The sequence below is a fragment of the Amycolatopsis sp. cmx-4-61 genome (genome assembly GCF_046548775.1).
Lineage (GTDB): Bacteria > Actinomycetota > Actinomycetes > Mycobacteriales > Pseudonocardiaceae > Amycolatopsis.
The window spans coordinates 1-24,830 of record NZ_JAEBEI010000023.1 but is presented as its reverse complement, the minus strand read 5'-3'; the positions used below and the strand labels follow the sequence as shown (position 1 = coordinate 24,830).

Annotated in this window: 23 protein-coding genes, 1 tRNA gene and 1 pseudogene; 14 read left to right on the top strand and 11 right to left on the bottom strand. The window is 69.2% G+C overall.

Annotated elements, in window-relative coordinates; translation table 11 throughout:
* Positions 1 to 76: 76 nt before the first annotated feature.
* Together ACLJOU_RS40100 and polA are read right to left on the bottom strand one after the other, a co-directional pair.
* On the bottom strand, positions 77 to 616 hold the full coding sequence (locus ACLJOU_RS40100; protein ID WP_410574591.1) for an EF-hand domain-containing protein: 540 nt from the start codon (positions 614 to 616) through the stop codon (positions 77 to 79).
* A 126-nt stretch (positions 617 to 742) separates the two neighbouring features.
* Complete coding sequence (polA, locus tag ACLJOU_RS40095; RefSeq protein ID WP_410574501.1) at positions 743 to 3,484, bottom strand: DNA polymerase I; 2,742 nt, start codon at positions 3,482 to 3,484, stop codon at positions 743 to 745.
* A gap of 62 nt (positions 3,485 to 3,546) precedes the next feature.
* Here polA and ACLJOU_RS40090 point away from each other — a divergent pair, with 62 nt between their 5' ends.
* Complete coding sequence (locus ACLJOU_RS40090; RefSeq protein ID WP_410574500.1) at positions 3,547 to 3,987, top strand: hotdog fold thioesterase; 441 nt, start codon at positions 3,547 to 3,549, stop codon at positions 3,985 to 3,987.
* A 5-nt stretch (positions 3,988 to 3,992) separates the two neighbouring features.
* The gene (locus ACLJOU_RS40085) at positions 3,993 to 4,964 is read left to right on the top strand and encodes a LysR family transcriptional regulator (RefSeq protein WP_410574499.1); all 972 of its coding nucleotides are present in this window, start codon (positions 3,993 to 3,995) and stop codon (positions 4,962 to 4,964) included.
* Here the strand turns inward: ACLJOU_RS40085 and ACLJOU_RS40080 are convergent.
* A complete protein-coding gene (locus ACLJOU_RS40080; protein ID WP_410574498.1) occupies positions 4,930 to 5,700 on the bottom strand; it encodes an alpha/beta hydrolase family protein in 771 nt (256 codons plus the stop codon). The genes ACLJOU_RS40085 and ACLJOU_RS40080 overlap by 35 nt on opposite strands.
* A 538-nt stretch (positions 5,701 to 6,238) precedes the next feature.
* Here ACLJOU_RS40080 and ACLJOU_RS40075 point away from each other — a divergent pair.
* The 5 genes from ACLJOU_RS40075 to ACLJOU_RS40055 all read left to right on the top strand — a co-directional run bounded on the left by ACLJOU_RS40075 (position 6,239) and on the right by ACLJOU_RS40055 (position 11,064).
* Entirely contained in the window at positions 6,239 to 7,393 is a 1,155-nt protein-coding gene (locus tag ACLJOU_RS40075) for a branched-chain amino acid ABC transporter substrate-binding protein (RefSeq protein WP_410574497.1), read from the top strand.
* A gap of 111 nt (positions 7,394 to 7,504) precedes the next feature.
* Positions 7,505 to 8,467, top strand: coding sequence for a branched-chain amino acid ABC transporter permease (locus ACLJOU_RS40070; RefSeq protein ID WP_308673362.1), 963 nt, complete (start codon positions 7,505 to 7,507; stop codon positions 8,465 to 8,467).
* Positions 8,464 to 9,591 carry a branched-chain amino acid ABC transporter permease gene (locus tag ACLJOU_RS40065; protein WP_410574496.1) on the top strand — a complete coding sequence of 376 codons (1,128 nt, stop codon included), beginning with the start codon at positions 8,464 to 8,466 and terminating at the stop codon, positions 9,589 to 9,591. Before ACLJOU_RS40070 ends, ACLJOU_RS40065 begins: the two co-directional genes overlap by 4 nt.
* A gap of 5 nt (positions 9,592 to 9,596) precedes the next feature.
* A complete protein-coding gene (locus ACLJOU_RS40060; RefSeq protein ID WP_410574590.1) occupies positions 9,597 to 10,361 on the top strand; it encodes an ABC transporter ATP-binding protein in 765 nt (254 codons plus the stop codon).
* A complete protein-coding gene (locus ACLJOU_RS40055) occupies positions 10,351 to 11,064 on the top strand; it encodes an ABC transporter ATP-binding protein (RefSeq protein ID WP_410574495.1) in 714 nt (237 codons plus the stop codon). Before ACLJOU_RS40060 ends, ACLJOU_RS40055 begins: the two co-directional genes overlap by 11 nt.
* Positions 11,065 to 11,106: 42 nt before the next feature.
* Here ACLJOU_RS40055 and ACLJOU_RS40050 read toward each other — a convergent pair whose 3' ends face one another.
* Positions 11,107 to 11,634 (bottom strand): hypothetical protein, encoded by a 528-nt coding sequence (locus ACLJOU_RS40050; RefSeq protein ID WP_410574494.1) that lies wholly within the window; start codon positions 11,632 to 11,634, stop codon positions 11,107 to 11,109.
* Positions 11,635 to 11,667: 33 nt separating this feature from the next.
* A complete protein-coding gene (locus ACLJOU_RS40045; protein WP_410574493.1) occupies positions 11,668 to 12,282 on the bottom strand; it encodes an ANTAR domain-containing response regulator in 615 nt (204 codons plus the stop codon).
* A 174-nt stretch (positions 12,283 to 12,456) separates the two neighbouring features.
* Between ACLJOU_RS40045 and ACLJOU_RS40040 the strand changes: the two genes are divergently transcribed.
* Positions 12,457 to 12,530 (top strand) — tRNA-Leu (locus ACLJOU_RS40040).
* Between the two features lie 617 nt (positions 12,531 to 13,147).
* On the opposite strand, the pseudogene ACLJOU_RS40035 reads toward ACLJOU_RS40040, so the two are convergent.
* The 6 genes and pseudogenes from ACLJOU_RS40035 to ACLJOU_RS40010 all read right to left on the bottom strand — a co-directional run.
* Positions 13,148 to 14,011, bottom strand: a pseudogene (locus ACLJOU_RS40035) (recombinase family protein); the annotation flags it as partial.
* Positions 14,012 to 14,397: 386 nt separating this feature from the next.
* Positions 14,398 to 14,628 carry a hypothetical protein gene (locus ACLJOU_RS40030; protein WP_410574492.1) on the bottom strand — a complete coding sequence of 77 codons (231 nt, stop codon included), beginning with the start codon at positions 14,626 to 14,628 and terminating at the stop codon, positions 14,398 to 14,400.
* A 121-nt stretch (positions 14,629 to 14,749) separates the two neighbouring features.
* Complete coding sequence (locus ACLJOU_RS40025) at positions 14,750 to 15,205, bottom strand: XF1762 family protein (protein WP_410574491.1); 456 nt, start codon at positions 15,203 to 15,205, stop codon at positions 14,750 to 14,752.
* A complete protein-coding gene (locus tag ACLJOU_RS40020; RefSeq protein WP_410574490.1) occupies positions 15,196 to 15,789 on the bottom strand; it encodes a recombinase family protein in 594 nt (197 codons plus the stop codon). The genes ACLJOU_RS40025 and ACLJOU_RS40020 overlap by 10 nt, the downstream gene beginning before the upstream one ends.
* Positions 15,786 to 16,619: a DNA methyltransferase gene (locus ACLJOU_RS40015; protein WP_410574489.1), complete on the bottom strand. Its 834-nt coding sequence runs from the start codon at positions 16,617 to 16,619 to the stop codon at positions 15,786 to 15,788. Before ACLJOU_RS40015 ends, ACLJOU_RS40020 begins: the two co-directional genes overlap by 4 nt.
* An 11-nt stretch (positions 16,620 to 16,630) precedes the next feature.
* The gene (locus ACLJOU_RS40010) at positions 16,631 to 17,602 is read right to left on the bottom strand and encodes a hypothetical protein (RefSeq protein ID WP_410574488.1); all 972 of its coding nucleotides are present in this window, start codon (positions 17,600 to 17,602) and stop codon (positions 16,631 to 16,633) included.
* A 399-nt stretch (positions 17,603 to 18,001) separates the two neighbouring features.
* On the opposite strand from ACLJOU_RS40010, the gene ACLJOU_RS40005 reads away from it, so the two are divergent.
* The 6 genes from ACLJOU_RS40005 to ACLJOU_RS39980 all read left to right on the top strand — a co-directional run.
* The gene (locus tag ACLJOU_RS40005) at positions 18,002 to 18,916 is read left to right on the top strand and encodes a hypothetical protein (RefSeq protein ID WP_410574487.1); all 915 of its coding nucleotides are present in this window, start codon (positions 18,002 to 18,004) and stop codon (positions 18,914 to 18,916) included.
* Positions 18,907 to 19,383 (top strand): pilin, encoded by a 477-nt coding sequence (locus tag ACLJOU_RS40000; RefSeq protein WP_410574486.1) that lies wholly within the window; start codon positions 18,907 to 18,909, stop codon positions 19,381 to 19,383. The genes ACLJOU_RS40005 and ACLJOU_RS40000 overlap by 10 nt, the downstream gene beginning before the upstream one ends.
* A gap of 3 nt (positions 19,384 to 19,386) precedes the next feature.
* On the top strand, positions 19,387 to 21,333 hold the full coding sequence (locus ACLJOU_RS39995; RefSeq protein ID WP_410574485.1) for a hypothetical protein: 1,947 nt from the start codon (positions 19,387 to 19,389) through the stop codon (positions 21,331 to 21,333).
* Positions 21,330 to 22,505 carry a PrgI family protein gene (locus ACLJOU_RS39990; RefSeq protein WP_410574484.1) on the top strand — a complete coding sequence of 392 codons (1,176 nt, stop codon included), beginning with the start codon at positions 21,330 to 21,332 and terminating at the stop codon, positions 22,503 to 22,505. The genes ACLJOU_RS39995 and ACLJOU_RS39990 overlap by 4 nt, the downstream gene beginning before the upstream one ends.
* Positions 22,502 to 24,337 (top strand): VirB4 family type IV secretion system protein, encoded by a 1,836-nt coding sequence (locus ACLJOU_RS39985; RefSeq protein ID WP_410574483.1) that lies wholly within the window; start codon positions 22,502 to 22,504, stop codon positions 24,335 to 24,337. Before ACLJOU_RS39990 ends, ACLJOU_RS39985 begins: the two co-directional genes overlap by 4 nt.
* A 26-nt stretch (positions 24,338 to 24,363) precedes the next feature.
* The coding region (locus tag ACLJOU_RS39980; RefSeq protein ID WP_410574482.1) for a GP88 family protein at positions 24,364 to 24,830 on the top strand (467 nt) is incomplete at its 3' end.

Genomic DNA, 24,830 nt, shown 5'->3' with positions numbered 1-24,830 from the left:
ACGCGGTGGCGCCGACCTCCCTACCCAGCGGTAATGCCTCACCCGAACGGAGTCCTCCGTTCGGCGCAACGCCGGATCACACTCGCCCGAACACGCGGCTGCCGGGGGCGGCCGGGTCGTCGCCGGCCCAGAACTCGAACCAGTGCCCGGTGAACTCCTCGCGGGAGAGGCGGCCGTCGCCGTCGGTGTCGAGGAGGGCGAAGACGTCCTCGGACGGCGTGCCGACGCCGTTCCAGGCCGCGATGAGACGGTCGTACTCGGCGGCGGAGATGACGCCGTCGCCGTTTTCGTCGACGGCTTCGAACATCGCCTCGGCCGTGCCGGTGACCGCGCCCGGCATCCGCGGGAGTTCGTCGACGACCCGGAGGACCTGCTCGAGGCTCACCTTGCCGCCACCGCCCGCGGCGTCGTCCAAGGTGCCCCACCAGCCCATCATGATGCCGGTGAGCCGCTGCCCGTCGGGGGTGCTCGCGTCGGTGCCGCGGAGGTCGAGCCAGCGCGCGGTGAGCGCCCGGAAGTCGGCCTCCGTCAGGTAGCCGTCGCCGTCGTGGTCCATGGCGCCGAAGACGCCGGAGATCTTGCGCCGCTGGAAGTCACTGGCCATGGCGCCCAGCATCGTCGCGGCGGGTGGTGCCCGACGACGTCCGCCCGAGTACTTCCGCGTCACGACCCGGTGATCCGGGCCGTGACGCGGAGTGAGCTCAACCGCTTGAGGGGGTCCGGTGGCGAAGCCCCGGATGTCTCAGTGCGCGGCTTCGTTCCACGACCGGCCGTAGCCGACCGACACCTCGAGCGGCACGGCCAGGGCGTACGCCGAACCCATGCCTTCGCGGACGAGCTTCTCCAGCTGTTCCTTCTCGCCGTCCGCGACCTCGAGCACCAGTTCGTCGTGCACCTGCAGCAGGATCCGGCTCTTCAGCTTCGCCTCGACCAGCGCGCGGTGGACGTTGAGCATCGCGACCTTGATGATGTCGGCCGCGCTGCCCTGGATCGGGGCGTTCAGCGCCATCCGCTCGGCCATCTCGCGGCGCTGGCGGTTGTCGCTGTTGAGGTCCGGCAGGTAGCGGCGGCGCCCGAAGATCGTCTCCGTGTACCCGCACTTCGCCGCTTCGCCGACCACCGAGTGGAGGTAGTCGCTGATGCCGCCGAAGCGGGCGAAGTACGCCTCCATCTGCTCCTTGGCTTCCTCGGTGGAAATCCGCAGCTGCTGCGAAAGCCCGTACGCCGACAGCCCGTACGCGAGCCCGTACGACATCGCCTTGACGCGGTAGCGCAGCTCCGGCGTGATCTCCTCCGGCGGCATGGAGAACGCCCGCGACGCGACGAACGTGTGCAGGTCCTCGCCGGAGTTGAACGCCTCGATGAGGCCCTCGTCCTTCGAGAGGTGCGCCATGATCCGCATTTCGATCTGGCTGTAGTCCGCCGTCATCAGCTCGCCGAAGCCGTCGCCGACGACGAAGGCGTCGCGGATCCGGCGGCCTTCTTCGGTGCGGACGGGGATGTTCTGCAGGTTCGGTTCGGTGGACGACAGCCGCCCGGTGGCCGCGATGGTCTGCAGCAGCGTGGTGTGGATGCGCCCGTCGTCGGCGACGGACTTGATGAGGCCCTCGACCGTCGTGCGCAGCTTCGTCGCGTCCCGGTGCTCGAGCATGTGCTGCAGGAAGGGGTGCTCGGTCTTCTCGAACAGGCCCTGCAGCGCCTCGGCGTCGGTCGTGTAGCCGGTCTTGGTGCGCTTGGTCTTCGGCATGCCGAGCTCGTCGAACAGCACGACCTGCAGCTGCTTCGGCGAGCCGAGGTTGATCTGCTTGCCGATCACCGCGTACGCCTCTTCGGCGGCCTGCGTGACCCGCGAAAGGTAGTGCGCCTCCAGCGAAGTCAGCTGCTCGAGGTCCACGGCGACGCCGGCGATCTCGACCTCCGTGATCACCTCGAGCAGCGGCAGCTCCAGCTCGGCGAGCAGCTTCGCGCCGCCGATCTGCTCGAGTTCCTTCTCGAGCGCGCCGGCCAGCTCGAAGATCGCGCGCGCCTTGACCAGCTCGTCCTGGATCTCCTTCTGCTCCAGGCCTTCCGCGCCGCCGTCGAGCAGTGACAGCTGGCCGTCGCCGCCGTCGGTCTCCGAACGCAGCTCGCGGTGCAGGTAGCGCAGGGCGAGGTCGTCCAGCTCGAACGTGCGCTGGCCGGGCCGCACCAGGTAGGCGGCCAGCGCGGTGTCCATGGCCAGCCCGGACACCACCCAGCCGCGGCCGCGGATCGCGTGCAGCGGGACCTTGAGGTCGTGGCCGGTCTTGCGGATCGCCGGGTCGGCGAGCCACGCCGCGAGCGCCGCGTCGTCGGCCTGGTCCATGGCCGTGACGTCGACATACGCGCCTTCGCCGTCAGCCGTCGCGAAGGCGATCGCGCGCAGGTCGGACCGGACGGACGCGCCCACGGTCCGGAACGACAGCGCCACCGGCTCCCCCGCGCTCGCGTGCGTGCTCAGCCACGCGCCCAGCGCACCCGGGGCGAGCGCGGACCCCGAGACCTCGAAGCCCTCGTCGGCCTCCGGCTCGGCGCTCTGCAGCGTCGCGAACAGCCGGTCGCGCAGGACGCGGAACTCCAGCTCGTCGAACAGCCGGTGCACCGCGTCGCGATCCCACGGGCGCAGCTCCAGCCCGGACGGCGCGACCTCGAGCTCGACGTCCCGGATCAGCTCGGTCAGCTGCCGGTTGAGCTGGACCGAGGACAGGTGCGCCCGCAGCGCGTCGCCGACCTTGCCCTTGACCTCGTCGACGCGGTCGATCAGGTCGTCGAGCGAACCGAACTGCCTGATCCACTTGGCCGCGGTCTTCTCGCCGACTCCGGGGATGCTCGGCAGGTTGTCCGACGGGTCGCCGCGCAGCGCGGCGAAGTCCGGGTACTGCCGCGGGGTGAGCCCGTACTTCTCCTCGACGGCGTCCGGGGTGAACCGGGTCATCTCCGAGACGCCGCGCTTGGGGTACAGCACGGTGACCTGCTCGGTGACCAGCTGCAGCGCATCGCGGTCGCCGGTACAGATGAGGACGTCGAAGCCGTCCGCCGTCGCCTGCGTCGTGAGCGTGGCGATGATGTCGTCGGCCTCGAAGTTCTCCTTGACCAGCGAGGGGATCCCGAGCACCTCGAGGACTTCCTTGACCAGGTCCACCTGGCCGCGGAACTCGTCCGGCGTCGTGCTGCGGTTCGCCTTGTAATCGGCGTAGGTCTCGGAGCGGAACGTCTTGCGCGAGAGGTCGAACGCCACCGCCAGGTGGGTCGGCGCTTCGTCGCGCAGGAGGTTGATGAGCATCGAGGTGAAGCCGAAGACGGCGTTCGTGACCTGACCGGTCTTCGTCTTGAAGTTCTCCGCGGGCAGGGCGAAGAACGCGCGGTAGGCCATGGAATGGCCGTCGATCAGCAGCAGCTTCGGCCGCTCGGCGAGGCTGGTGGATCCTGTGGCGTTGGCAACGGTCGTCTTCTCACTCGGGCTCACGGGCCCGAGTCTAGGCTGAGGGTCCGACACTCTTACGTGTCGCATAGGAAGAGGAGCACTGCGTGACCGAACGCGCCGCCCACATCGACGTGGACCGGTTGTCGGGCATCGACCCGACGGCGGCGGACCAGCAGCTGAACGACAAGGTCGGCATGAAGCTGCTCGAAGCGACGGCCGAACGCGTCGTCGGCACGATCCCGGTCGAGGGCAACCTCCAGCCGTACGGCCTGCTGCACGGGGGCGCCAACGCCGTGCTCGCCGAAGCACTGGGCTCGACGGTCGCCGCGCTGAACGCGGGCCCGGGCCGCGCGGCGATGGGGCTGGAGCTGTCCTGCACGCACCACCGGGCCGTCCGCTCGGGCACGGTCACCGGCGTGGCGACGCCGCTGCACGTCGGCCGCGGGACGATCACCGCGGAGATCGTGCTCACCGACGACGAGGGCCGCCGCACCTGCACCGCGCGGCTCACCTGCGTGGTCCGGGACCGCCCGCCGGGCGTCTGAGCCCCGTGGACCTCGACGTCGCCCAGGTCCGGGCGTTCGTGGTGACGGCGGACCAGCGCCACTTCGGACGGGCCGCCCAGGCGCTGTTCCTCACCCAGCAGGCGTTGTCGAAGCGGATCCGGAAGCTCGAAGACGCCCTCGCCACGCCGTTGTTCCTGCGCACGAACCGCTCGGTGGAGCTGACCGCCGACGGCGAGCGGTTTCTTCCGCACGCGCGCGAGCTGGTGCGGGTCGCCGACGCCGCGGTGGCCGCGATGGGCGCCGAGGACCGGCCGCTACGCGTCGACCTGATCGACCACCGGCTCTCCCCGATGTTCGTGCTCCGCCGGCTCGCCGCGCACGAGCCGGGGCTGCGCATCGACCGGGTCGCCGGCCGGGGCTTCGCGAACGCGATCGACCCGCTGCTGTCCGGGGAACTCGACGCCGCCTTCGGCCGCGTGTCCGGCTGCGGGCGGCCCCTGCCGGACGAGCTGGAACACCGGCCGGTCCGGCTCGAGCCGCTGGTCGCCCTGCTCGCGCCGGAGCACCCGCTGGCCACGCAGGACGTGCTGCGCCTCGACGAGCTGCGCGCCGACGGGATCTGGCTGCCCGGCCTCGGCGGCCCCGCCGAGTGGCTGTCCTACCTGCAGGAGCTGTGCGAGGCGTTCGGCGTGCCGATCGACGACTCCGGCGTCAGCTACGACCTGCGGCACACGCTCGAGCAGACGCGGTACGGCAAGCGGCGCGTCACCCTGGCCGGCGCCGACATGGAGCTGGCCCCGGACCTGAACCTGACGGTGCTGCCGTTCGAGCCGTCCCCGCTGTTCCCCTGGTCGCTGGTCTGGCGGCGCGGCAAGGCGCACCCGGCGCTGCGGCGGCTGCTGGCCCTGGCCGGGCGCACCAGCCGCGAAGAGGAGTGGTGCGCCTACGACCCCGAGCACGCCTGGCTGCCGGCGGGCGACGTCAGCCTCGCAACTGCCGGGCGAACCACTCGGTGAAGGCGGCGTCGACGCGCGCGGCGGCCGGCGTCCCCGGCGGGAACTCGTGGGCCATGCCCTCGACGGTCACCAGCTCGGTCCCCAGCTTCGCCTGCAGCGCCGCCGCGGGCTCGCGCACGGCGACGTCGTCGTCCGCCCCGGTGACCAGCAGCAGGGGCGCGGACAGCTCGGCGGCCCGGTCCACGTAGTCGTACCGCGCCGCGACCGCGCGGGACCGCCCGGTCCACGAGTAGCTGACGCCGAAGCGCCGCTCGTTGGCCGCGATCATCGGCGCGAGCTGGACGACCGGGCTGGCCACCGCCGCGGCGGCGATGTCCGTGTCGCCTCGGGCCAGCACCTCCAGCGCCACGATCGCCCCGGCCGAGCCGCCGAACACCCCGAGCGGTCCGGTCGCCCCGGGCAGCCGGTCGCGCAGCTCGGCCAGCGCGGCCGGGAACTCGCTCGCCGCCTGCTCGGTCACCGGCCCGAACACGTTCAGCACGGCGTCCTCACTCGCCCGCCGGAAGACCTCCTCCGGCCCGCCCTCGGGCAGCCGTGCACCGGAGAGCGGGAGCCCGAAGTACACCCGCCACGCCGGCAGGCCCGCCATCGGAACGGCCTCCGCCATCGCCCGTTCACCGGCCGGCGCGTCCATCAGGTGCCAGCCCGCCACCAGCGCGGCCGGCGCGGCCGGGTCCGCCGGCGGCACCGCCAGGAACGGCACGCCCGCCGCGACACCCTCGACCGTCTCGCTCATCCGTTTCTCCCTGTCTCTCGGCTGAGCCCAGCCAACCGCCGGGGCGGGGCGCGGGTCCAACAGCCGTTCCGGCGGCCACGACAACCGCCGGTTGTGACAAGCCGGAGGAGCCTTTCGGGCAGACCTGAGGGGGTTGGTCCGTTCGGCGGGCCGAACCGGACGTAAGGTGCATCCCTACGGCGGTGCCCGCCCGGCCGGACCCCCGCAAGGGTGAACAGCGGCTCGCCGGGAAACCGGCCACCGACCGGGCGCCGAAATGGGCGATGACATACCGGTGAAACACGGCTGTCACCCATTCGCAGAACGAGCGCCGATACTTAGCATCGCTGCGTGACCAGCGGCAGCCCAGCACGAAACGTTCTTGGCCTATTCGTGCAATTCGTGTCGGTTGCGATCGTCACGATGTGGACACAGAGTAGCGAGGGCGCCTGTGCACAAGACGGCCGAGAGGGATATCTTCCTGCCCTAACCTAGCCCCTGTGTCGGGGGCAACGCCTACCGGCGGCTGGTTGGTCATGGGAGGTAGTCGGTGTCAGGAGTGCGTTTTGGACGGGTTCTCGCCCTCGCAGCGGCGACGTCGCTCGCGCTGGCGGGCTGCGCCGGTGGCGGCTCGTCCAGCAACAGTGGTGACGGCAGCACGCTGAAGATCGGGTTCATGGGCGACCTCACCGGGGAGAACTCCGGGATCGTGATCCCGCCCAACAACGGCGCCAAGCTCGCCATCGACGAGTACAACGCCACGAACCCCAAGGTGAAGCTCGAGCTGAAGAACTACGACAGCCAGGGCAAGCCGGAGCAGGCCACCTCGCTGGTGCAGACCGCGATCGGGACGGACAAGATCACCGCCCTGATCGGCCCCGCGTTCTCCGGTGAGTCGAAGGCCGTCGGCGGCGTCCTCGAGCAGGGCAAGATCCCGAGTGTCTCGCCGTCGGCGACCAACCCGGGTCTGGCGAACAACGGCTGGAAGTACTGGCACCGCGTCGTCGCGAACGACAACGACCAGGGCCCGGCCATCGCGAACTTCCTCATCACGGCGAAGTCGCCGAAGAACGCGTACGTCATCTCGGACGACCAGGAGTACAGCGTCGGCCTGGCGGACGCCTTCGAGAAGACCTTCAAGGAAAAGGGCGTCACGACCGAGCGCGACAAGTTCGCCAAGGACGCGTCGGACTACTCCTCGACCGTCCAGAAGGTCAAGGCCGCGAACCCCGACGTCATCGCGTTCGGCGGGTACTACGCCCAGGGTGGCCGCCTGCTCAAGCAGCTCCGCGACGGTGGCGTGAAGGCCATCTTCGCCACCGGTGACGGCTCGCTCGACCCGCAGCTGGTCTCCGGTGCCGGCACCGCGGCGGCCGAAGGCGCCGTCATCGGCTGCCCGTGCAACATCCCGGACGCGGGCGCCCAGAACGAGTTCGCCACGAAGTACAAGGCCAAGTTCAACGTCGACCCGGCGATCTACGCCACCGAGGGCTACGACGCCGCGACCGCCCTCATCAACGCGGTCAAGGCCGGCAACACCACCGGTGAGAAGATCAACGACTTCCTGAAGACGGAAGACTTCAAGGGCGCGTCGAAGCAGGTCAAGTTCAAGGAGAACGGCGAGCCGCAGACGAACGCGATCTACGTGTACCAGGTCGTCGGCGGGGTCATCAAGAACCTCGGCGCCTCGACCGAAGCCAAGATCAACGGCTGACGGAGCTAGAGAACACCTAACGGGAGCGGGGGCGCTGTGGACGACCACAGCACCTCCGCTCCCCGCCAATGTGGCGACCATCCTCGCCCCGTCAGGTAAGGCAACTACGTCATGTTCCAAGATCTGCAGAGCCAGTTTCTGGGCAGCACCATCGGCGGCCTGGTAGCCGGCTCCATCTACGCCCTCATCGCCCTCGGCTACACGATGGTCTACGGCGTGCTGAGGCTGATCAACTTCGCGCACTCCGAAATCTTCATGATCGGGACGATGACGTCCCTGTTCATCCTCGTCACGATCGCCCCGACCGCGCCGTTCACGATCTTCTCGATGATCGGCATCCTGCTGCTGCTGATCGTCGCGTCCGCGCTGGTCTCCGGCGGCTCGGCGATCGTGCTGGAGCAGCTCGCCTACCGCCCGCTGCGGAAGAAGGGCGCGACCCGGCTCGCCGCCCTCATCTCGGCGATCGGTGCCTCGCTGTTCCTGCAGGAGGCGTTCGGCCTCAAGATCATCCCGTGGCTCTTCGACAAGCCGGGCCGCGTGCAGCAGTCCGCGCCGCGGTTCGTCCCGCACGAGGAGCTGTTCCGCATCGGCAACGGCGTCGTGCGCACCGACCACGTCTTCGTGATCGTCGGCGCGGTCATCGTGATGGTCGTGCTGGACCAGCTGGTCAGCCGCACCCGGATCGGCCGCGGCATCCGCGCCACGGCGCAGGACCCCGAGGCCGCCGTGCTGATGGGTGTCAGCATCGACCGGATCGTCCGCATCACGTTCCTGCTCGGCGGAGCCATGGCCGGCGTCGCCGCCGCCCTGTTCGTCATGGAGTACGAGAACACCGACTACCGCATCGGCTTCCTGCTCGGCATCAAGGCGTTCACCGCCGCGGTGCTCGGCGGTATCGGCAACCTGCGCGGCGCCCTGCTCGGCGGGATCGTGCTGGGCCTGGTCGAGAACTGGAGCTCCATCTTCCTCGGCTCGGCCTGGAAGGACGTCACCGCGTTCGTCGTCCTGGTGCTGGTCCTGATGTTCCGGCCCACCGGCATCCTCGGTGAATCGCTGCAACGGGCACGCGCATGAAGGGCGAAGAAGTGGCTACCAGCAACGGAAAGCCCGCCCGCGGCGGGTTCCACCCCATCGACGGGATGCGGGACTGGTGGGCGGAGGCTCCCCAGTGGCAGCGCTACGGCGTCTACCTCGCCCTGATCGTGTTCGCGCTGATCCTGCCCGCGCCCTGGGTCGGATCGTTCATGTCGCCGGACTCGGACTGGACGACGGTGCTGATCTTCCCGGTCGGCACGTACATCCTCCTGGCCGTCGGCCTCAACATCGTCGTCGGCCACGCCGGCCTGCTGGACCTCGGCTTCGTCGCGTTCTTCGCGATCGGCGCCTACACGTGGGCGTCGATCGGCACGTCGTACGGGTGGTCGTACTGGCCGACGGTGGTGCTCGGCATCTTCCTGGCCTCGATATCGGGCGTCATCCTCGGCGCACCGACGCTGCGGTTGCGCGGTGACTACCTCGCCATCGTGACGCTGGGCTTCGGGGAGATCGTCCGGATCACCGCGAACAACACCGACGCCATCGGCGGGGCGCGCGGCATCACGAACGTCCCGCACCCGGAGCCGATCTTCGGGATGGAGTTCTTCCTCGACCCGGCGCCGTACTACTACCTGATGCTGTTCGCGATCGTCCTCGTCATCACCTTCTCGGTGCGGCTGAACAAGAGCCGGGTCGGGCGGGCGTGGGCGGCGATCCGCGAGGACGAGGACGCGGCCGAGCTGATGGGCGTGCCGACGTTCAAGTTCAAGCTGCTCGCCTTCGCGATCGGCGCGATGATCGGCGGGTTCGCCGGCACGATCTACGCCAGCAAGGCCGTGTTCATCGAGCCGAACAACTTCCCGTTCATCCTGTCGGCGACGATCCTGGCCGCGGTCGTGCTCGGCGGCTCCGGCAACCTGCCCGGCGTCATCCTGGGCGCGTTCGTGATCGCCTGGCTGCCCGAGCGGTTCCGGTTCCTGTCCGAGTACCGCATCCTCATCTTCGGCTTCGTGCTGGTCCTGATGATGGCCCTGCGGCCGGAGGGCCTGCTGCCGTCCCGGCAGCGCAAGGCCGAACTACGGGAAGGAACCGGCGGCATGGGCGCCATGGGTGCCGAAGTGGCCGGGCCCGACTCCGAGGCTTCGGCGGAGGTCGTCAAGTGAACACCATGCTCGAAATCGACAACGTGACCATGCGCTTCGGCGGCGTGACCGCCCTGCGCGAGGTCAACATCAGCATCAACCAGGGCGAGATCTTCGCCCTGATCGGGCCGAACGGCGCGGGCAAGACGACGGTGTTCAACGTGATCACCGGCGTCTACCACCCGACCGAGGGCCAGGTCCGCTTCGACGGCGACCGCATCGACGGGATGAAGCGCTTCAAGGTCACCAAGCGCGGCATCGCCCGGACGTTCCAGAACATCCGGCTGTTCCACAACATGACGGCGCTGGAGAACGTCATGGTGGGCGTCGACGCGCACCACAAGACGGGCGCGATCGGCGCGACGCTCGGCCTGCCGTGGCACCGCAAGGAAGAGAAGCACGGCCGCGAGGTGGCCCGGGAACTGCTCGACTTCGTCGGCATCGGCCGGGTCGAGCACAGCATCGCGAAGAACCTCTCCTACGGCGACCAGCGCCGGCTGGAGATCGCGCGGGCGCTGGCCACGGACCCGAAGCTGCTGCTGCTCGACGAACCGGCGGCGGGCATGAACCCGGCGGAGAAGAACGCCCTCCAGGCGCTGATCCGCAAGATCCGGGACGACGGCCGCACCGTGCTGCTGATCGAGCACGACATGGGCCTGGTCATGCACATCAGCGACCGGCTGGCGGTGCTCGACTTCGGGCAGAAGATCGCAGAAGGGCTCCCCCACGAGGTGCAGAACAACCAGAAGGTGATCGAGGCGTACCTGGGGGTGTCCGAAGATGCTTCTTGAGGTCGAGGACATCAACGTCCACTACGGCAAGATCGCGGCCCTCAAGGGCATGAGCATCCAGGTCGGCGAGGGTGAGATCGTCTCCCTCATCGGGGCCAACGGCGCCGGCAAGACCACGACGCTCAAGACGATCTCCGGGCTGCGGCCGCTGACCAGCGGCCGGATCCTGTTCAACGGCCAGGACATCTCGAAGACCCCGGGGCACAAGCGCGTGCTGCTCGGGATCGGCCAGGCGCCGGAGGGCCGGGGCGTGTTCCCCGGCATGACGGTGCAGGAGAACCTCCTGATGGGTGCCTACACCCGCAAGGACGACCTGAAGGCCGACCTCGACGAGGTCTACGAGCTGTTCCCGCGGCTGAACGAGCGCAAGACGCAGTTCGGCGGCACGATGTCGGGCGGCGAGCAGCAGATGATCGCCATCGGCCGCGCGCTGATGACGAAGCCGAAGGTGCTGCTGCTCGACGAGCCGTCGATGGGCCTGGCGCCGATGCTGATCGCGCAGATCTTCGACATCATCCGGGAGATCAACAAGCGCGGCACGACGGTGCTGCTGGTGGAGCAGAACGCCCAGCAGGCGCTGAAGCTGTCGGACCGGGCGTACGTGCTCGAGACGGGCCGCGTGGTTCAGAGCGCCCGCGGGTCCGAACTGCTGGACGACCCGAAGGTGCGGGCCGCCTACCTCGGTGGCGACCTCGGGGTCTGATTTTTTCCCGAAGGGGCCCGGCCTTCTCGGCCGGGCCCCTTTTCACAGCTTGATGTCGGTGCCGTTGAGGTTCTTCATGTCGGTGATCGTGGGCCCGCCGAAGGCTTTGAGCGCGGCCGGCTTCCGGTCCTTGGCGATGTCCCAGTAGAGGTCGAACTCGACGCGCACGCCGTGGCCCAGGTCGAACTGGGCGGGCTGGCGCTTGATCAGCATGGCCTGCTCGTCGGGCGCGTGGGTGGCGCCCTGGTCGTCGACGAGCAGCTGCCGTTTCGCGTCGAACAGGACGCTCGAGGTGCCGGTGTTGGTGACCACCAGCCGCAGGCGCACGTACTGGCCCTTGGGCAGCATCTCGGCGTGGCTGCCGGTGATGTTGGGCAGCCCGGCGGCGAGGCCGAGCAGGGTGAACTCGGTGTCGCCGTTCTTGACGGGCGGCACCTTCAGTGCGGTCTCGTCGGGCCGGACCGGCCGCGGCGGCAGCTCGTAGGTGGGGGGCGCGGGCGTGCTCGGGGCGGCTGCTTGGCAGCCTGCTGCGCTGATGAGGACGACGACGGCCAGCAGGCGGAGTTTCACCTGCGTGATTCTGCCTGCCGGCCGTCGTGTCGGCTAGTTCCCGATGCTCTCGACGACGGCCTCGGCGACGGCCTTCATGGTGGTCCGGCGGTCCATGGCGGTGCGTTGGATCCACCGGAAGGCGTCGGGCTCGGTGAGGCCCTGCCGGCTCATGAGCAGGCCCTTGGCCCGGTCGATGACCTTCCGCGTCTCGAGCCGGTCGGTGAGCCCGGCCACCTCGGCCTCGAGGGCCTGCAGCTCGGAGAACCGGCTGACGGCGAGCTCGATGGCGGGCACGAGGTCCCGCTTGGCGAAGGGCTTGACGAGGTAGGCCATGGTCCCGGCATCCCGGGCGCGTTCGACGAGGTCCCGCTGGCTGAAGGCGGTGAGGATGACCACCGGGGCGATCCGGTCCCCGGTGATCTTCGAAGCGGCCTCGATGCCGTCCAGCTTGGGCATCTTGACGTCGAGGATCACGAGGTCGGGCTTCAGGTCGGTGGCGAGGGCGATGGCCTGCTCGCCGTCCCCGGCCTCCCCGACCACTTCATAGCCCTCTTCCCGCAGCATTTCGACGAGATCGAGCCGAATGAGAGCTTCGTCTTCCGCGACGAGCACCCGACGCTGCGGCACGGTGACGGCACCGTTGGCCTCGGTAGCCTGATCGGTCACCGGGGTCCTCCTGAAGACTCGGCGTGGCGTTGACGTCTCGCGGCGTTCCGCGAACCTGAAGCCTACCGGGAACGATCCAGATGCAGAGATGGCGTTCACCACGTAGTGGCGGGCGCGACACTCCGCCCCCGGGGAGGGTCGGGGTCCGGTGATCCCGTAGAGTCACCACGTCACGCCCCCGTAGCCCAACTGGCAGAGGCAACGGATTCAAAACCCGTCCAGTGTGAGTTCGAATCTCACCGGGGGCACCCGCAGCAATCACACCAGCGTCGACCTGCGGCTTCGCCACCCTGACGACTTCCGCGTCCGCTGCGGCGGTGGCCACCTCTTCGATCCTGTCGCCGGGCAGTGTGATGTCGATCATGGCGTGATCCGTTTCGTGGTCGATGCTGACGTGGAGTTTCGTGAGCTCGTAGAGCCGGACCTGGAGTTCGGCCGGCGCGCGGTGAAGGTTGACCGCCAGGTGCGGCAGCAGGTCGAGAACGTCGAGGTCCTCGCGGGTGGCTGTGGTCGGCGTCCGCTGATCGTCCTGGTCAAGTTGGGCGATCTGGTCAAGCAGGTGCCGCCGTTCGACCCCGAGCTCGTTGTAGCGGTCCTTCAGCCCTTGGGTGAAGGGATCGCTGGGGTCGGCGTCCTCGGCTTGGCTGAGGATGTTGCTCTGCTTGCGCGCGAAGTCCGCGGCTCGCTTCTCCAGCCGCGCCCGACGCTCGCGCCGTTCGGTGCGTTCCCGATCGTCGGCCTGATCCAGCTGCGGGGCGAGCAGGTCGATCCGGCGGTGGCCGAACAAATACTCGGCATACACGTGGTTGACCGCGGCGAGGATGGCGTCCTCACGCATGTACACCGTCTGGGGATGGTCAGCGAACTTGTCCAGCCGGCCGCGGTTGTTGTTCTTCGGCCAACAGCGGTAGTAGTTGTGCCCGCGGTGGTGATGGCCGAGCATTCGGCGGCCGCAGCGGCAGACGACCCGGCCGCGGAGCAGGTACGCCCGCTTGGTGTTCGGATGCGGATTGAGGTCGCTTCCGTCCCGCGAGCCGCGTTTGGCCAGTCGGCGCTCGACGAGCTCGTCGTACATCCACTTCGGAATCAACGGCTCGTGCGCCGGCTCGACGGACCAGACCCACATCTCCGGCGGGTTGACCACGCCGGTGCCGCCCCGGCTGCGGCGGGCGCGGCGGTTGTAGACCTGGTAGCCGGTGTACTTCGGATTCTTCAGCACGTCGGCCACAGCGGACTTCGACCACGCTCCCCTGGCACGCCGACCACCGGGCGGTTCCGGCGGTGGATGAGCTTCCAGGTCCGCGTTCAACCGCTCGGCGATCGTGTCGAAACCCAGTTGCTCGTGATAACGCCACTGGGCCATCAACGTGACCGTCGCGGCCCGGTGGCCGTCCGGCTCCAAGCGGGTCTTCGTGATCCCCTTCTCCGCCTTGACTGGGTTCGGGTGCCGGTACTTCTTCGCCCGGTAGCCGTACAGCGGCTTGCCGATGTTGTAGCCCTCGCGGGCGTGCGTGCACGTGCCGCCCCAGGACTGCTCCAGCATGTTGAGCACTTCGTACTCGGCCACCGACTGGTTGATCCGCCGTTGCAGGATCTGCTGGGCACGGCCACCGGTGAGCATGATCGGCTCATTCGAGGCGAACACCGTCACGCCGACGTCTTCCAGCCGACGCTCGACACTCAACGTCTCGTACATCCTGCGCGCGAGCCGGGACATCGACTCGCACATCACGACGTCGAACCGACGGCCTGGCTTGGCCGCTTCGGCCAGCAGGTCGCCGATCCCACCGTCGCGAGCGATCGGGATGTCGAAGCGCTCGTAGTTCGACTTCCGGCTCCGCTTGTCCAGCTCCATACGTCCGGACTCGACGTCATAAAAGTGCGCGACGATCACCCAGGATTCCGGCAGTGCGACCTTTGACCGCTCCAGCTGCCGCAGCAAGGACTGCCGCGGATCCTGGTGCTCCTCGGTCGATGTCCGGCCCACCCAAGCAACCCGGACTTCCTTCGCGCGCAATGCCAGCGGCAACCCGAACGGGGAGACCGCCAAGTCGGACATGCCGGTGTGCCCGACCCGTGCGGCGACGGCAGGAGATGGAGGATTGACAGCCTCGGTCATGCGGCACGCCCCTGCGAGTCGTCTATGGATTCGGCGCCAAGCTCGCGATCTTCGCGCGCCCAAGCAAGCAGACCTCTCAGCACGGTTGTGAGTTCGCCTGCAAGCCAGACCGCCTCAGCACCGCGCGCCTCGTGGACAGCAGTGCTGAACTCCCACTGTCGTTGCGCTTCGATGGCTGCCGCGCGCCGACCATGCGGGAACTGGATGACGTCCTCCGCGCCTGCCATGCGGTCACCTCCCCCGACCCTCGTGCTCGCTCGGACCTTGGCGATCTCGGCCAGCTGTACCAGCTGAAACAGCTGGCACACAAGACGAATCACCCCGCACGCGCGAGCCTGAAGCAGCTGTCTACTTTCCGGAGCAGATCTCCCACCGAGTTCGGTGGACGTTGTCGACGCCCCGCGAGGAGCGCGGCCGAGACGCCGTTGTCCAGCCCGGGCGGGGGCGGAGATCGGCAACGGGGAGCAGGCCCGCGGCACGCAAACTCGCGCCGCTCTCCCCCGCTTGCGTGTAGCTGACAAGGCGCACGTACCCCATGGCTCGCGCCGCGCGCCAGACCGCGCCGTACAGCTTCGAGTTCGCGTTCGGCTCGCCGACGGTGCAGCTGCGCGTGACCTCGAGCGTGACGCCGTCATCAAGGCACCGAGCGACAGGACGACCGGCGGTCGCCACACCGACCAGTTCGTCCCCACGCGCGACGCCGATCGCGAACTTCATTCCGCGGGGTGGTCGGTGGTGCCGGTGGTGCGCGTCGATGAACTCGCACGCCTGCCGGAAAGTCACGGGAACGATCGTCAAGCGCACCGCGGCTCATCCCCCGTCCGGGGCTGGGCACGCTGGAACACGCGCTCGTCAACCAGCGGCTCGTGCACCTTCGGCGCCGAAGTCACCCACTGCTCGACGGGAGCCGGACGGCCGGCGACGGTGCGCGCCCAGACCTGGCGCCCGGTGTACTTGACGTTGGCGACGATCCGCTGGACGGCCTTGGCGGTCCACCGACCGCCGGGCACCGGAGGCGGGTACTGGCGCAGATCCCCGTTGAGCCGGACGGCGATGGCAACGAACGCCAGTCCGTCGTCGGCGCGCCACCTGAAGATCTGCTTCACGACCGCGGCGGTCTGCCAGTCCGGGACGAGAACCGCCCGCAGCTTGCCGCGTCCGGCTGGCTCGGTCACGCGGATGCGCAGGGCACGGTAGCCGTAGGGCGGCGGCCCGAGCTGATAGCCGGCGCGGACGACTTCGGCCATCGCCGCGCGGGCGCGGCGGGTGGTCTCTGCATGCTGGGCATCGAGGAGCTGCTCGTCACGAGACTGGACTTCGGAGCCGACGAGAGACCGGCCTGTCCACAGGGTTGTCCATAGCTTGGACAGCCATCGTGGGCACGTCATGCCGCTCGCCCCCAGCCGGGGCTTGCAACGGTTTTGGCGGGCAGCCGGCCAACGTCCACGGCCGCGAGTTCGGCATCGTGAACGAGCTGAAAAACGAGCACTTCGAGGTGGGCGACGACAGCGGTTTGCGCTCGGTCCACGGCACGGCGTTCGGCGAGGGAGGCGTGGGTCACGAGGCGGCTGCCGCGCAGTTCGGCTGTCAGGGCGACGCACCGCTCGATCGGCGCCAGCCCGGCCGAGACGCCGGCCGCGATGAGCGGCGTAGTCAGGTCGGCCAGGGAACCGTCGGCGCGGCGGCGGGGACGCGAGACGACGGCGATGTACCCGCCGGAACGCAGCAGGTTCTCGCAGTGAATCAGCGTCGTGGCGAGTTCGGCGACGGCAACTTCCACAGCTGCCGAGTCCGTACCGGTCGTGCGGTCCGGCGCGGTACGCAGGCTGGTCAGGATGAGTCCGACTCGTCCGAGCAGCCCGGCGGCCCGGACAGTCGAGAGCACCTTCGGCCGGGCGTCGAGGACCGAGCCGTCGCACCAAGCGCCCCCAGCCTTGGCCGCGGTGACGTTGGCGCGAGCCAGCTTCCACCATCGGCTGTGGGCGGTCAGTCCGAGCGCATGCCGTCCGGCGCGCAGCGCTTCGGCGAGCACAGTGCCCGCGCCGCAATCCGGGTCCAACACGAGGTCGCCGGGACGCGAGTACGCGGCGATCGCGTGCGCAGCGACTGCCGGTGGAATTCGCTCGGTGTCGGTCTCGGTGCCGGGCGCATAGCCCGCGTCGCGGAGCTGCGTGAGCGGGTCACGCTGACCGGTCGGCCAGACCGACAGCGATGCCATAGAGCGCTCATTCATCGGAGGTATCCCCCGCCATCGGTCCCGGACATCGACGTCGGCCGGCGGGTGAACACGAGGAGGTCGTCGTGCACGGGGAGATGCCGGACGGGCGCCGCGAAGATCTGCGCGGCCGCCGCCGCCACGGCGAGCGCGCCGTCCCGCACCGGAACGCGCAGCAGGGCGACGCGGTCGAGGTAGCGCAGTCCCACGTGGTGCGCGGCGCGCACGAGCGAACCGGCCGGGTCCATGAGGCGACCTGGCTCGCGATGACCGTGTGTGATCACCGCAAGTGTGCCTGTTGAGGTGAGCAGATCGGCCCAGTCGGCCGGACGGAACCAGTCGAGGACGCTCGGTTCGGTCGCGGTGATGACCAGGTCGTAGCGGTCCGGACCGGACGTTGACGTGACCGGGTCCCGCCCGCGACCGTGCCCTGCGAACTCGTCAGGGACGGGACCACGGGCGAGCGGTCCGGGTCCGGACTCGGACTCGTCCGGCGCGGCGCCGTGCTGTTCGCCAACCGGCCCCGGGGCGGCGACAGCAGTCTGCGTCCGGACGCCGCGACCGAGCCGGACGACGGTCCAGCCTGCCTCGTGCAACCCGGCATACGGTCCGGGCAGAGACCGGCCGTGGGGACCACGCGCCGACCGCGAGGCAGACGGTGAGAGATAGGGCGCGGGCTCGACGAGGAGCACCCGTTGGCCCGGCCGGGTGTAGGTCGTGACGATCTTGATGATCGCGGTGAGGAGCCAGCCGGCGAGCAGTCCGGTACCCGCGAGGAGGTCGTCCTGAGCGCACGGCCAGACGGTGCTCGGCCGAGCTGGACGGGGATTGCGCAGGTTGACCCGGTGCCTTGTGCGCTGCCTCCGCGGATGCGGGATCGGGATGGTCGGCGGGTCGGAGACGCAGTGCTCGTCCGAGCTGCAGTCTGACGGGTCATCGTGGTGTGACGAGGTCATCGCGGTTTTCCTCCGAGCGGTGGGCGCCATGCGTTCTGACACCCCTCAACTCCGTATTTCGACCGCAGTTTGGACATGCGCCATCGAACTTCTTTTCGCATGCCGATTGACGCGGAAGGAAACCACCGAAAGAGCTACTAGCGCAGTGCTAGAACTATAACGCCATGTCAGACGGCGTAGCGCGCCGTTTGAACTCTTCAATTCCAAGCGGAATGTTGATCTTGACGACCGAGCTGGTCAGCACCAGATAGTAGACCGCTATTAGCCGCCGAAAAATCTGCCGAAGACGCCTAGCAGCGAACTGGTATTTCCGTGGTACGAGGCCTGGCTTCATGACGTCGTTCCTGTTCGCATCGACGCCGTGGGAGCTAAGACATGGCTACACAAACCGCTTTTTGCCGCCGTCGCAGCCTGGCAGCACCGAACTCCTTGGATATCGCCCGCGACACGTTCACCTTGCTGGTGACGGGGCCGCAGCCACTCTCCCTGAACGGCAGGTTGTTCACCGGCCTCCCGGACGAGGAAATCCCGCTGGACGAGGTCCGCGACCGGCTGCTGGCGCGCCGGTGCCCGCAGGCGACACGAGATGCGGTCTGGGCGCACCTGGTGTTGCGCTCCCGGACCGAAGGGGCGACCTGGACCGTCGCCGCGGTCGGCGTCGCACTGCCCGCGCTGACCTCCGTCGCGGCCATCCTGTCCAACCGGTTCGCCGGCGATCCGGCCGACGTCCACGCAGAGGTCCTCCGCGGCTTCCTGACAGCGTTGCCGACCATCAATCTGCGCCCGCCGCGGATCATGTTGCGGCTGCGATGGGCCGCGTACCGGTCCGGCTACGACGCTCTCGCCGAGGCGTTGGCGAGTCCGACTCCGGTCGCGCCGGGATTCCGATCGACGCCGCCGCACGCGCCGTGGGGTCACCCGGATCTCGTTCTCGCCCGTGCCGTCGCGGACGGAGTCCTGACCGAGACCGAAGCCGCGCTGATCGGTGCGACCCGGTTGGAAGAGGTGTCGGTCGCGGACTGGGCCGCGCGGCACCAGGCCGGCGAGTGGGCGATCTACAAGGCACGCAAACGCGCTGAGCTCCGGCTCGCCGCGTACTTGCGCGAAGGCGCCGTCGAGACCGATCCGACCGACCCCTTGGTCGACCAGGTGGCGACCGCGGTGGCCCTGGCCTCACGCGCTCGCGAGACGCCCCATTTGTTACCTTCCGTGTTCGCCGCAGACGGCGACGCGAAGCGGAAAGTTCGACGCCGCGTGTCCAAAACGGACGCGGATTCCGGAGTTCAGGGCTGCGGGACGAACCCGCGCTCAGCTCGAACTTCGGAGGTGACCCAATGCGCGTGATCGATGCCGAGAGCGGGCCGCGTAGTGCTCGTCTCGACGGCGACCCGCAGCCGCCGGACCAGACCGCCGATGCGAGTTCAACGCCGTCCATTGCTCCGATCATTAGGCCAGGCGACTCGATTCCGGCTCGTCGCCGGCGATGGTCGCACGTGGTGCTGGTGGTCGAGTTGTCGGCCATCGCGTTGCTGGCCTCGGCGTCGGCGGGACACGCCGACACGATCGTCGTCGCTCTCGCCGGCTCGGTCACCGCCGTGCTGGACAACGTCCGCAACTGGATCATGGGCATCCTGGCCGGCCTCGCCACGGTCTTCCTGTCCATCGGCGGCGTCCGCTACGTGATGGGCGGCGGCGACCCCGGCGAGGTCGAGAAGGCCAAGACGGCTTTCAAGTCCGCGGGGTGGGGCTACGGCTTGGCGGCGCTCGCGCCCCTGGTCGTGGAGATCCTCAAAGGGATCGTGGGGGCCTGACCGATGGCCGTCAGCACCCTGCCCACGGTTCGCCCGTACCGCCGGTCCGGCAACCCGTCCGAGACCGTTGCCGCGGCGGATCGACCGATGCTCGCCCCTGTCAGCGACGCCGGCCAGCAGGTCTCCATCCGACGACGGCGCCGGCGAGCGGGCTGGCTGCTGGTGCTGACCGTCGTACTCCTGGCCGGCATCCTCGCCGTCAACGCGTGGGCCTCGCCAGCCGCGCCTCGGCAGCCGCCGGCGGACCCGCCGCTGCCTCCCCCGACCGCGCTGCCCACGCCCACGCCGTGCAGCTTCCCCGGCCAGCTCGGCTGCACCTCGCCGACGCCGAGCACAACGCCGAGCAAGCCGTGCACGGGCGAGGACTGCATTCCGCAGCCGACTCCGCCGGCGCCGAGCACGAACCCGCAGCAGCCGGGCACCGGCAGCGGTGACGGCGACTCGGACTGCGGCATCACCGACGTCGGCGCGTGCATCACCGAGGCCATCAACTCGGCGTTCCGCAGTGTCGTCGACGACGCGCTGGATCCGATCCTCGAGCTGATGGGGCACACCGCACTGTCCACGCCGACAATCAGCGACCTGCCCGGCATCGGCGAGCTCTGGAACAGCTCCTGGGAGATCGTGGTCGCCGCCTACGGGCTGCTCATCCTGCTCGGCGGCATCCTGCTGATGGGCCACGAGACGGTCCAGACGCGCTACTCGATCAAGGAGATCGGGCCGCGCATCCCGATCGCGTTCATTGCCTCGGCGCTCTCGCTTTTCTTCGCCGACAAGCTCATCCGGCTGGCCAACGGCCTGACCCTGGGTGTCCTCAGAGACGGAGTCAACGCGCCCTCGCTGGGCAACACCCTGCAGGAGGCCGTCCAAGGCATCCAGACCGGCGGGCTCTTCATCATCCTGGTCGCGCTCGTGCTGGTGGTGCTCGGCCTCGGTCTCTTGGTCGTCTACGTCGTCCGAATCGTCATCACCCTCGTCCTGATCATCAGCGCGCCGTTCTTCCTGATGTGCCACGGGCTGCCCCACACCGAGCCGCTGGCGCACTGGTGGTGGAAGGCGATCACCGTGACGACAGGGGTTCAGTTCGCCCAGGCGCTGGTGCTGATCACCGCGGTACACACGTTCCTGTCCGGCGGCGTGCACCTGTTCGGCTCGACGCTGTCCGCGCTCGGCACGCTGATCGCCGCGATCGCCTTGTTCTTCGTCCTGTTCAAGATCCCGTTCTGGATGCTGAAGGCCGTCAAGGTCGGCTCCGGCCGTTCCTTCCTCGGAGGTTTGGCGCGCGCGTACATCGCGGCGAAAACCTTCGGCATGGTCGCCGGCAAGACCGGTGCGTTCGGCAAGGCCGGCGCCGCCGGTGCGACGAAGAACGCCGGTCGCGGCGGCGGCGCGGCGGCCGATCCACCGTGGCCGGCACAGGCGCGTTTTGCGCCCAACCCCGAAACGGTCAACCGGCGGCTCAAGGCCGCCCACGACGCCGAGCGTTCCCGCGCGGCTCAGCGGCCGTCGCTGCCCTCGCAAGCGCCGCAGTTCCTGCAGCCCTCGCCCCAAGACAGCACCCACGACCCCGCCGTGATCCCGGCGAACCAGGAGTCGACCATGCCCGAATTCAGTTCGGCGCCGACGCCTGTCTCGCCCACGCCACAACGAAGGCCACGGTCGGCAACTCCGCATTTTCAAGCCGCCGGCGGCCCGCGTCGACGCGGCGCCACATCGCCATCGGCTCGCCCGATCCGCACGGCATCGGTGCCGCCGCAACTGCAGTTCCGACCGGCGACGCCGCCTGCACCACAACCGCTCCTAGCCAAACCGACCTCCGCACCTGCCGCGCCGGCATTCCGGCAAGCGACGCCAGAGCCCCGCCTCGGTGATGCCTATCGCCGCACCCAGTCCGTCCCGCCGCCGATGTTCCGCGCGCCGAAGCCAGCTCCAGGAGGTGAAGCGAAATGAACCAGCCCGTCCGGATTCCCGCCGATGTCGACCGCGAAGACCGGGTGATCGGTCCGCTCACCGCTCGGCAACTGCTCATCCTGAGCGTCACCGGAATCGTGCTGTACGGGACGTACACGGTCACTCGCGCGTTCGTCCCGCTGGCGGTGTTCCTCGTCGTCGCCATACCGATCGGCGTCGCCGCCGCGTTCCTCGCTCTGGGTCAACGCGACGGCATCTCCCTCGACCGGCTCGTGCTGGCGGCGCTGCGCCAGCGGATGAGCCCGCAGCACCGGGTTGCCGCGCCGGAAGGCGTCCGGCCCACACCCGAGTGGATCGGGCAGGCCGCGAGCACAACCAGTTCTTCGGCGTCGGCGGTCTCACCGGCCGCGCTGCGGCTGCCCGCCGAAGGGATCACCGACACCGGCGTCATCGATCTCGGCAAGGACGGCGCCGCCGTGGTCGCGGTCTGCTCCACGATCAACTTCGGGCTGCGCACGCCTGCCGAGCAGGAGGCGCTCGTCGTCTCCTTCGGCCGGTACCTGCACTCGCTGACCGCGCCGGTCCAGGTGCTCGTCCGGGCGGAACGGCTGGACCTGTCGGGGCAGATCGCGGAACTTCGCGAACAGGCCGGTGGGCTGCCGCACCCCGCGCTGGAACGGGCTGCGCGTGAGCACGCCGAGTACCTCGACCAGCTCGGCCGCGCGACCGACCTGCTTCGGCGCCAGGTCCTGCTGATCCTGCGAGAGCCGCTACGAAGCAGCGGCCCGACCGACGGGCTGGGTGGTGCCTCGCCGCTGGCCGCCTTGTCGGCGCGACGCAGGGCTGCGAGGCAGGCTGCGTCGATCGACGACGCCGCCCGACGCGCCGCCGAAGCGCGGTTGGTGCGCCGGCTGGGCGAGGCAGTGGAGCTGCTGTCGCCGTCCGGGATCGTGGTCACCCCGTTGGATGCCGGCCAGGCCACCGCGGTCCTCGCCGCAGCCTGCAACCCCGACAGCTTGATCCCGCCGAACTCCGACCTCGCCGGCTCCGACGAGGTCATCACCACAGCCCCAGACGAGAGCTGGAACGACACCGCGTTCGGCCGCACCGCGTTCGCCACCGAAGACGCATTCGGCGCCGCCGAGCCCAGGTGGGAGGACGACGAAGACCCCGACGACTACGACGACGTCGCGAGGAGGGACCGCCGATGAAGAGGACCAGGCACCGCGACGCCGCAAGCAGGCAGGCACCCGTCGGGCAGGCCGGCGCGTTCACCCCGGACGCCATCTCCGTGCGTCCCCGAGCGCTCGAAGTCGGAGGCGAATGGGTCGCGTCGTTCGCCGTCACCGGCTACCCGCGCGAGGTTCATCCCGGCTGGCTGCAGCCCCTGCTGACCTACCCCGGGCGGGTCGACGTCTCGCTGCATATCGAGCCGATCGACCCCGTCACCGCGGCCAACCGGCTGAAGAAGCAGCTGTCGAAGCTGGAGTCGGGTCGCCGGCATACGAGCGACAAGGGACGGCTGATCGACCCCCAGGTCGAAGCAGCCACCGAGGACGCCTACGACCTGTCCGCGCGAGTCGCCCGCGGCGAGGGCAAGCTCTACCGGCTCGGGCTCTACCTCACCGTGCACGCCGCGACCGAAGAAGCGCTCGGCGACGAGGTAGCCGCAATCCGGTCACTGGCGGCATCGCTCCTGCTGGACTGCAAACCCACCACCTACCGGAGCCTGCAGGGCTGGATCACCAGCCTTCCGATGGGCCTGGACCTGGTCGGCATGCGCCGCACCTTCGACACCAGCGCGCTGTCCGCGGCGTTTCCGTTCACCTCGCCGGACCTGCCCCCGCCGGACCCGACCTCGGTCGGTGCGCCGAGCGGGGTGCTCTACGGGTTCAACGTCGGCAGCCAGGGCCTGGTGCACCACGACCGGTTCGCCCTCGACAACCACAACAGCGTGATCCTCGGCCGGTCCGGCGCCGGCAAGTCATACCTGGTGAAGCTGGAGCTCCTGCGCAGCCTGTACCGCGGCATCGAGATCCACGTCATCGACCCGGAAGACGAGTACGCCCGTCTGGCCGCCGCGGTCGGTGGCACCTACGTCCACCTCGGCGCCGAGCAGATCCGCCTCAACCCGCTCGACCTGCCGATCCACACCCGCCCGGATGGGCGCCGCACCGCTCCCCGAGACGCGCTCATCCGCCGGTCGCTGTTCCTGCACACCGTCATCTCGGTTCTGCTCGGCAACGAGCTCGCCGGGACCGAACGGGCCGTGCTGGACCGGGCGATCACGGCGACGTACCAGCGCGTCGGGATCACCTCGGATGCGCGGACCTGGACCCGACCCGCGCCGCTGCTGGTCGACCTGGCCGAGGCCCTCTCCGACACCGGCGATCCAGCCGGAGCCGAACTCGCGGCGCGGCTGCATCCGTACATCACGGGCGCGTTTTCCGGCCTGTTCTCGGGGCCGACAACGACGCGCCCGCAAGGTCACCTAGTGGTGTTCTCGCTGCGCGACCTCGCCGACGAGCTCAAGCCGATCGGCACCCTGCTGACCCTCGACGCGGTGTGGCGGCAGGTCTCCAACCCGGCTATCCGTAAACCGCGCCTGGTCGTGGTCGACGAAGCCTGGCTGCTTATGAAGGAGGCCGCGGGCGCGGAGTTCCTGTTCCGGATGGCCAAGGCCAGCCGGAAACACTGGGCCGGCCTCACCGTGGCCACCCAGGACACCGCGGACGTCCTGGGCTCGGACCTCGGCAAGGCGGTCGTCGCGAACGCGGCCACCCAGATCCTCCTCCGGCAGGCCTCGCAGGCGATCGACGAGATCACCCGCGCCTTCGACCTGTCCATGGGCGAACGCCAGTTCCTCCTGTCCGCCGACCGCGGCCAAGGACTGCTCAGCACCGGCACTCAGCGAGTGGCGTTCCAGTCCATCGCGTCACCTGTCGAACACCACCTCGTGACGTCGAATCCCGCGGAGATCGCGGAGTACGCCGACGCCTCGCCCGAAGTCGAAAGCTCCTTCGTCGAACTCGACGCCGCCTGACATTCGTATGCACCGAGGGGATATCCATGTCTGCTTCAGCTGCTCGCCGTCCTGCCAGGTTGCTGACCCAGAACAGTGAGATGCGCCAGATCGGCGTCTGGAACTGGTCGCTGCCGGCATGGGCCGGGCGACTTGCCGATGGCCGCACCTACAACACATGCCCGAGCGCCGGGGTCTGCGCGGAAGCCTGCTACGCCCGGCACGGCACGTACACCTGGCCCGTCGTCCGTGCCAAGCACCAGGCGAACCTGATGTACGTCCTCGACGACCTGGACGGTTGGCGAACCGCGATGGTCGACGAACTCGGCGCGGCCAAGTTCCGCGGTAGCTGGATCAGGATTCACGACAGCGGCGATTTCTTCTCCGTTCTCTGGGGGGCGTCAGCCTGTGGTGTGACGTTGCGTCGGTCGTCGGTGTGGCGTCCCATGCGACGGTTCTCTGGGGGTGTAGCTCTGTGGCTCTTTGTTGCCGAACAACGAGGAGCCGAGACACA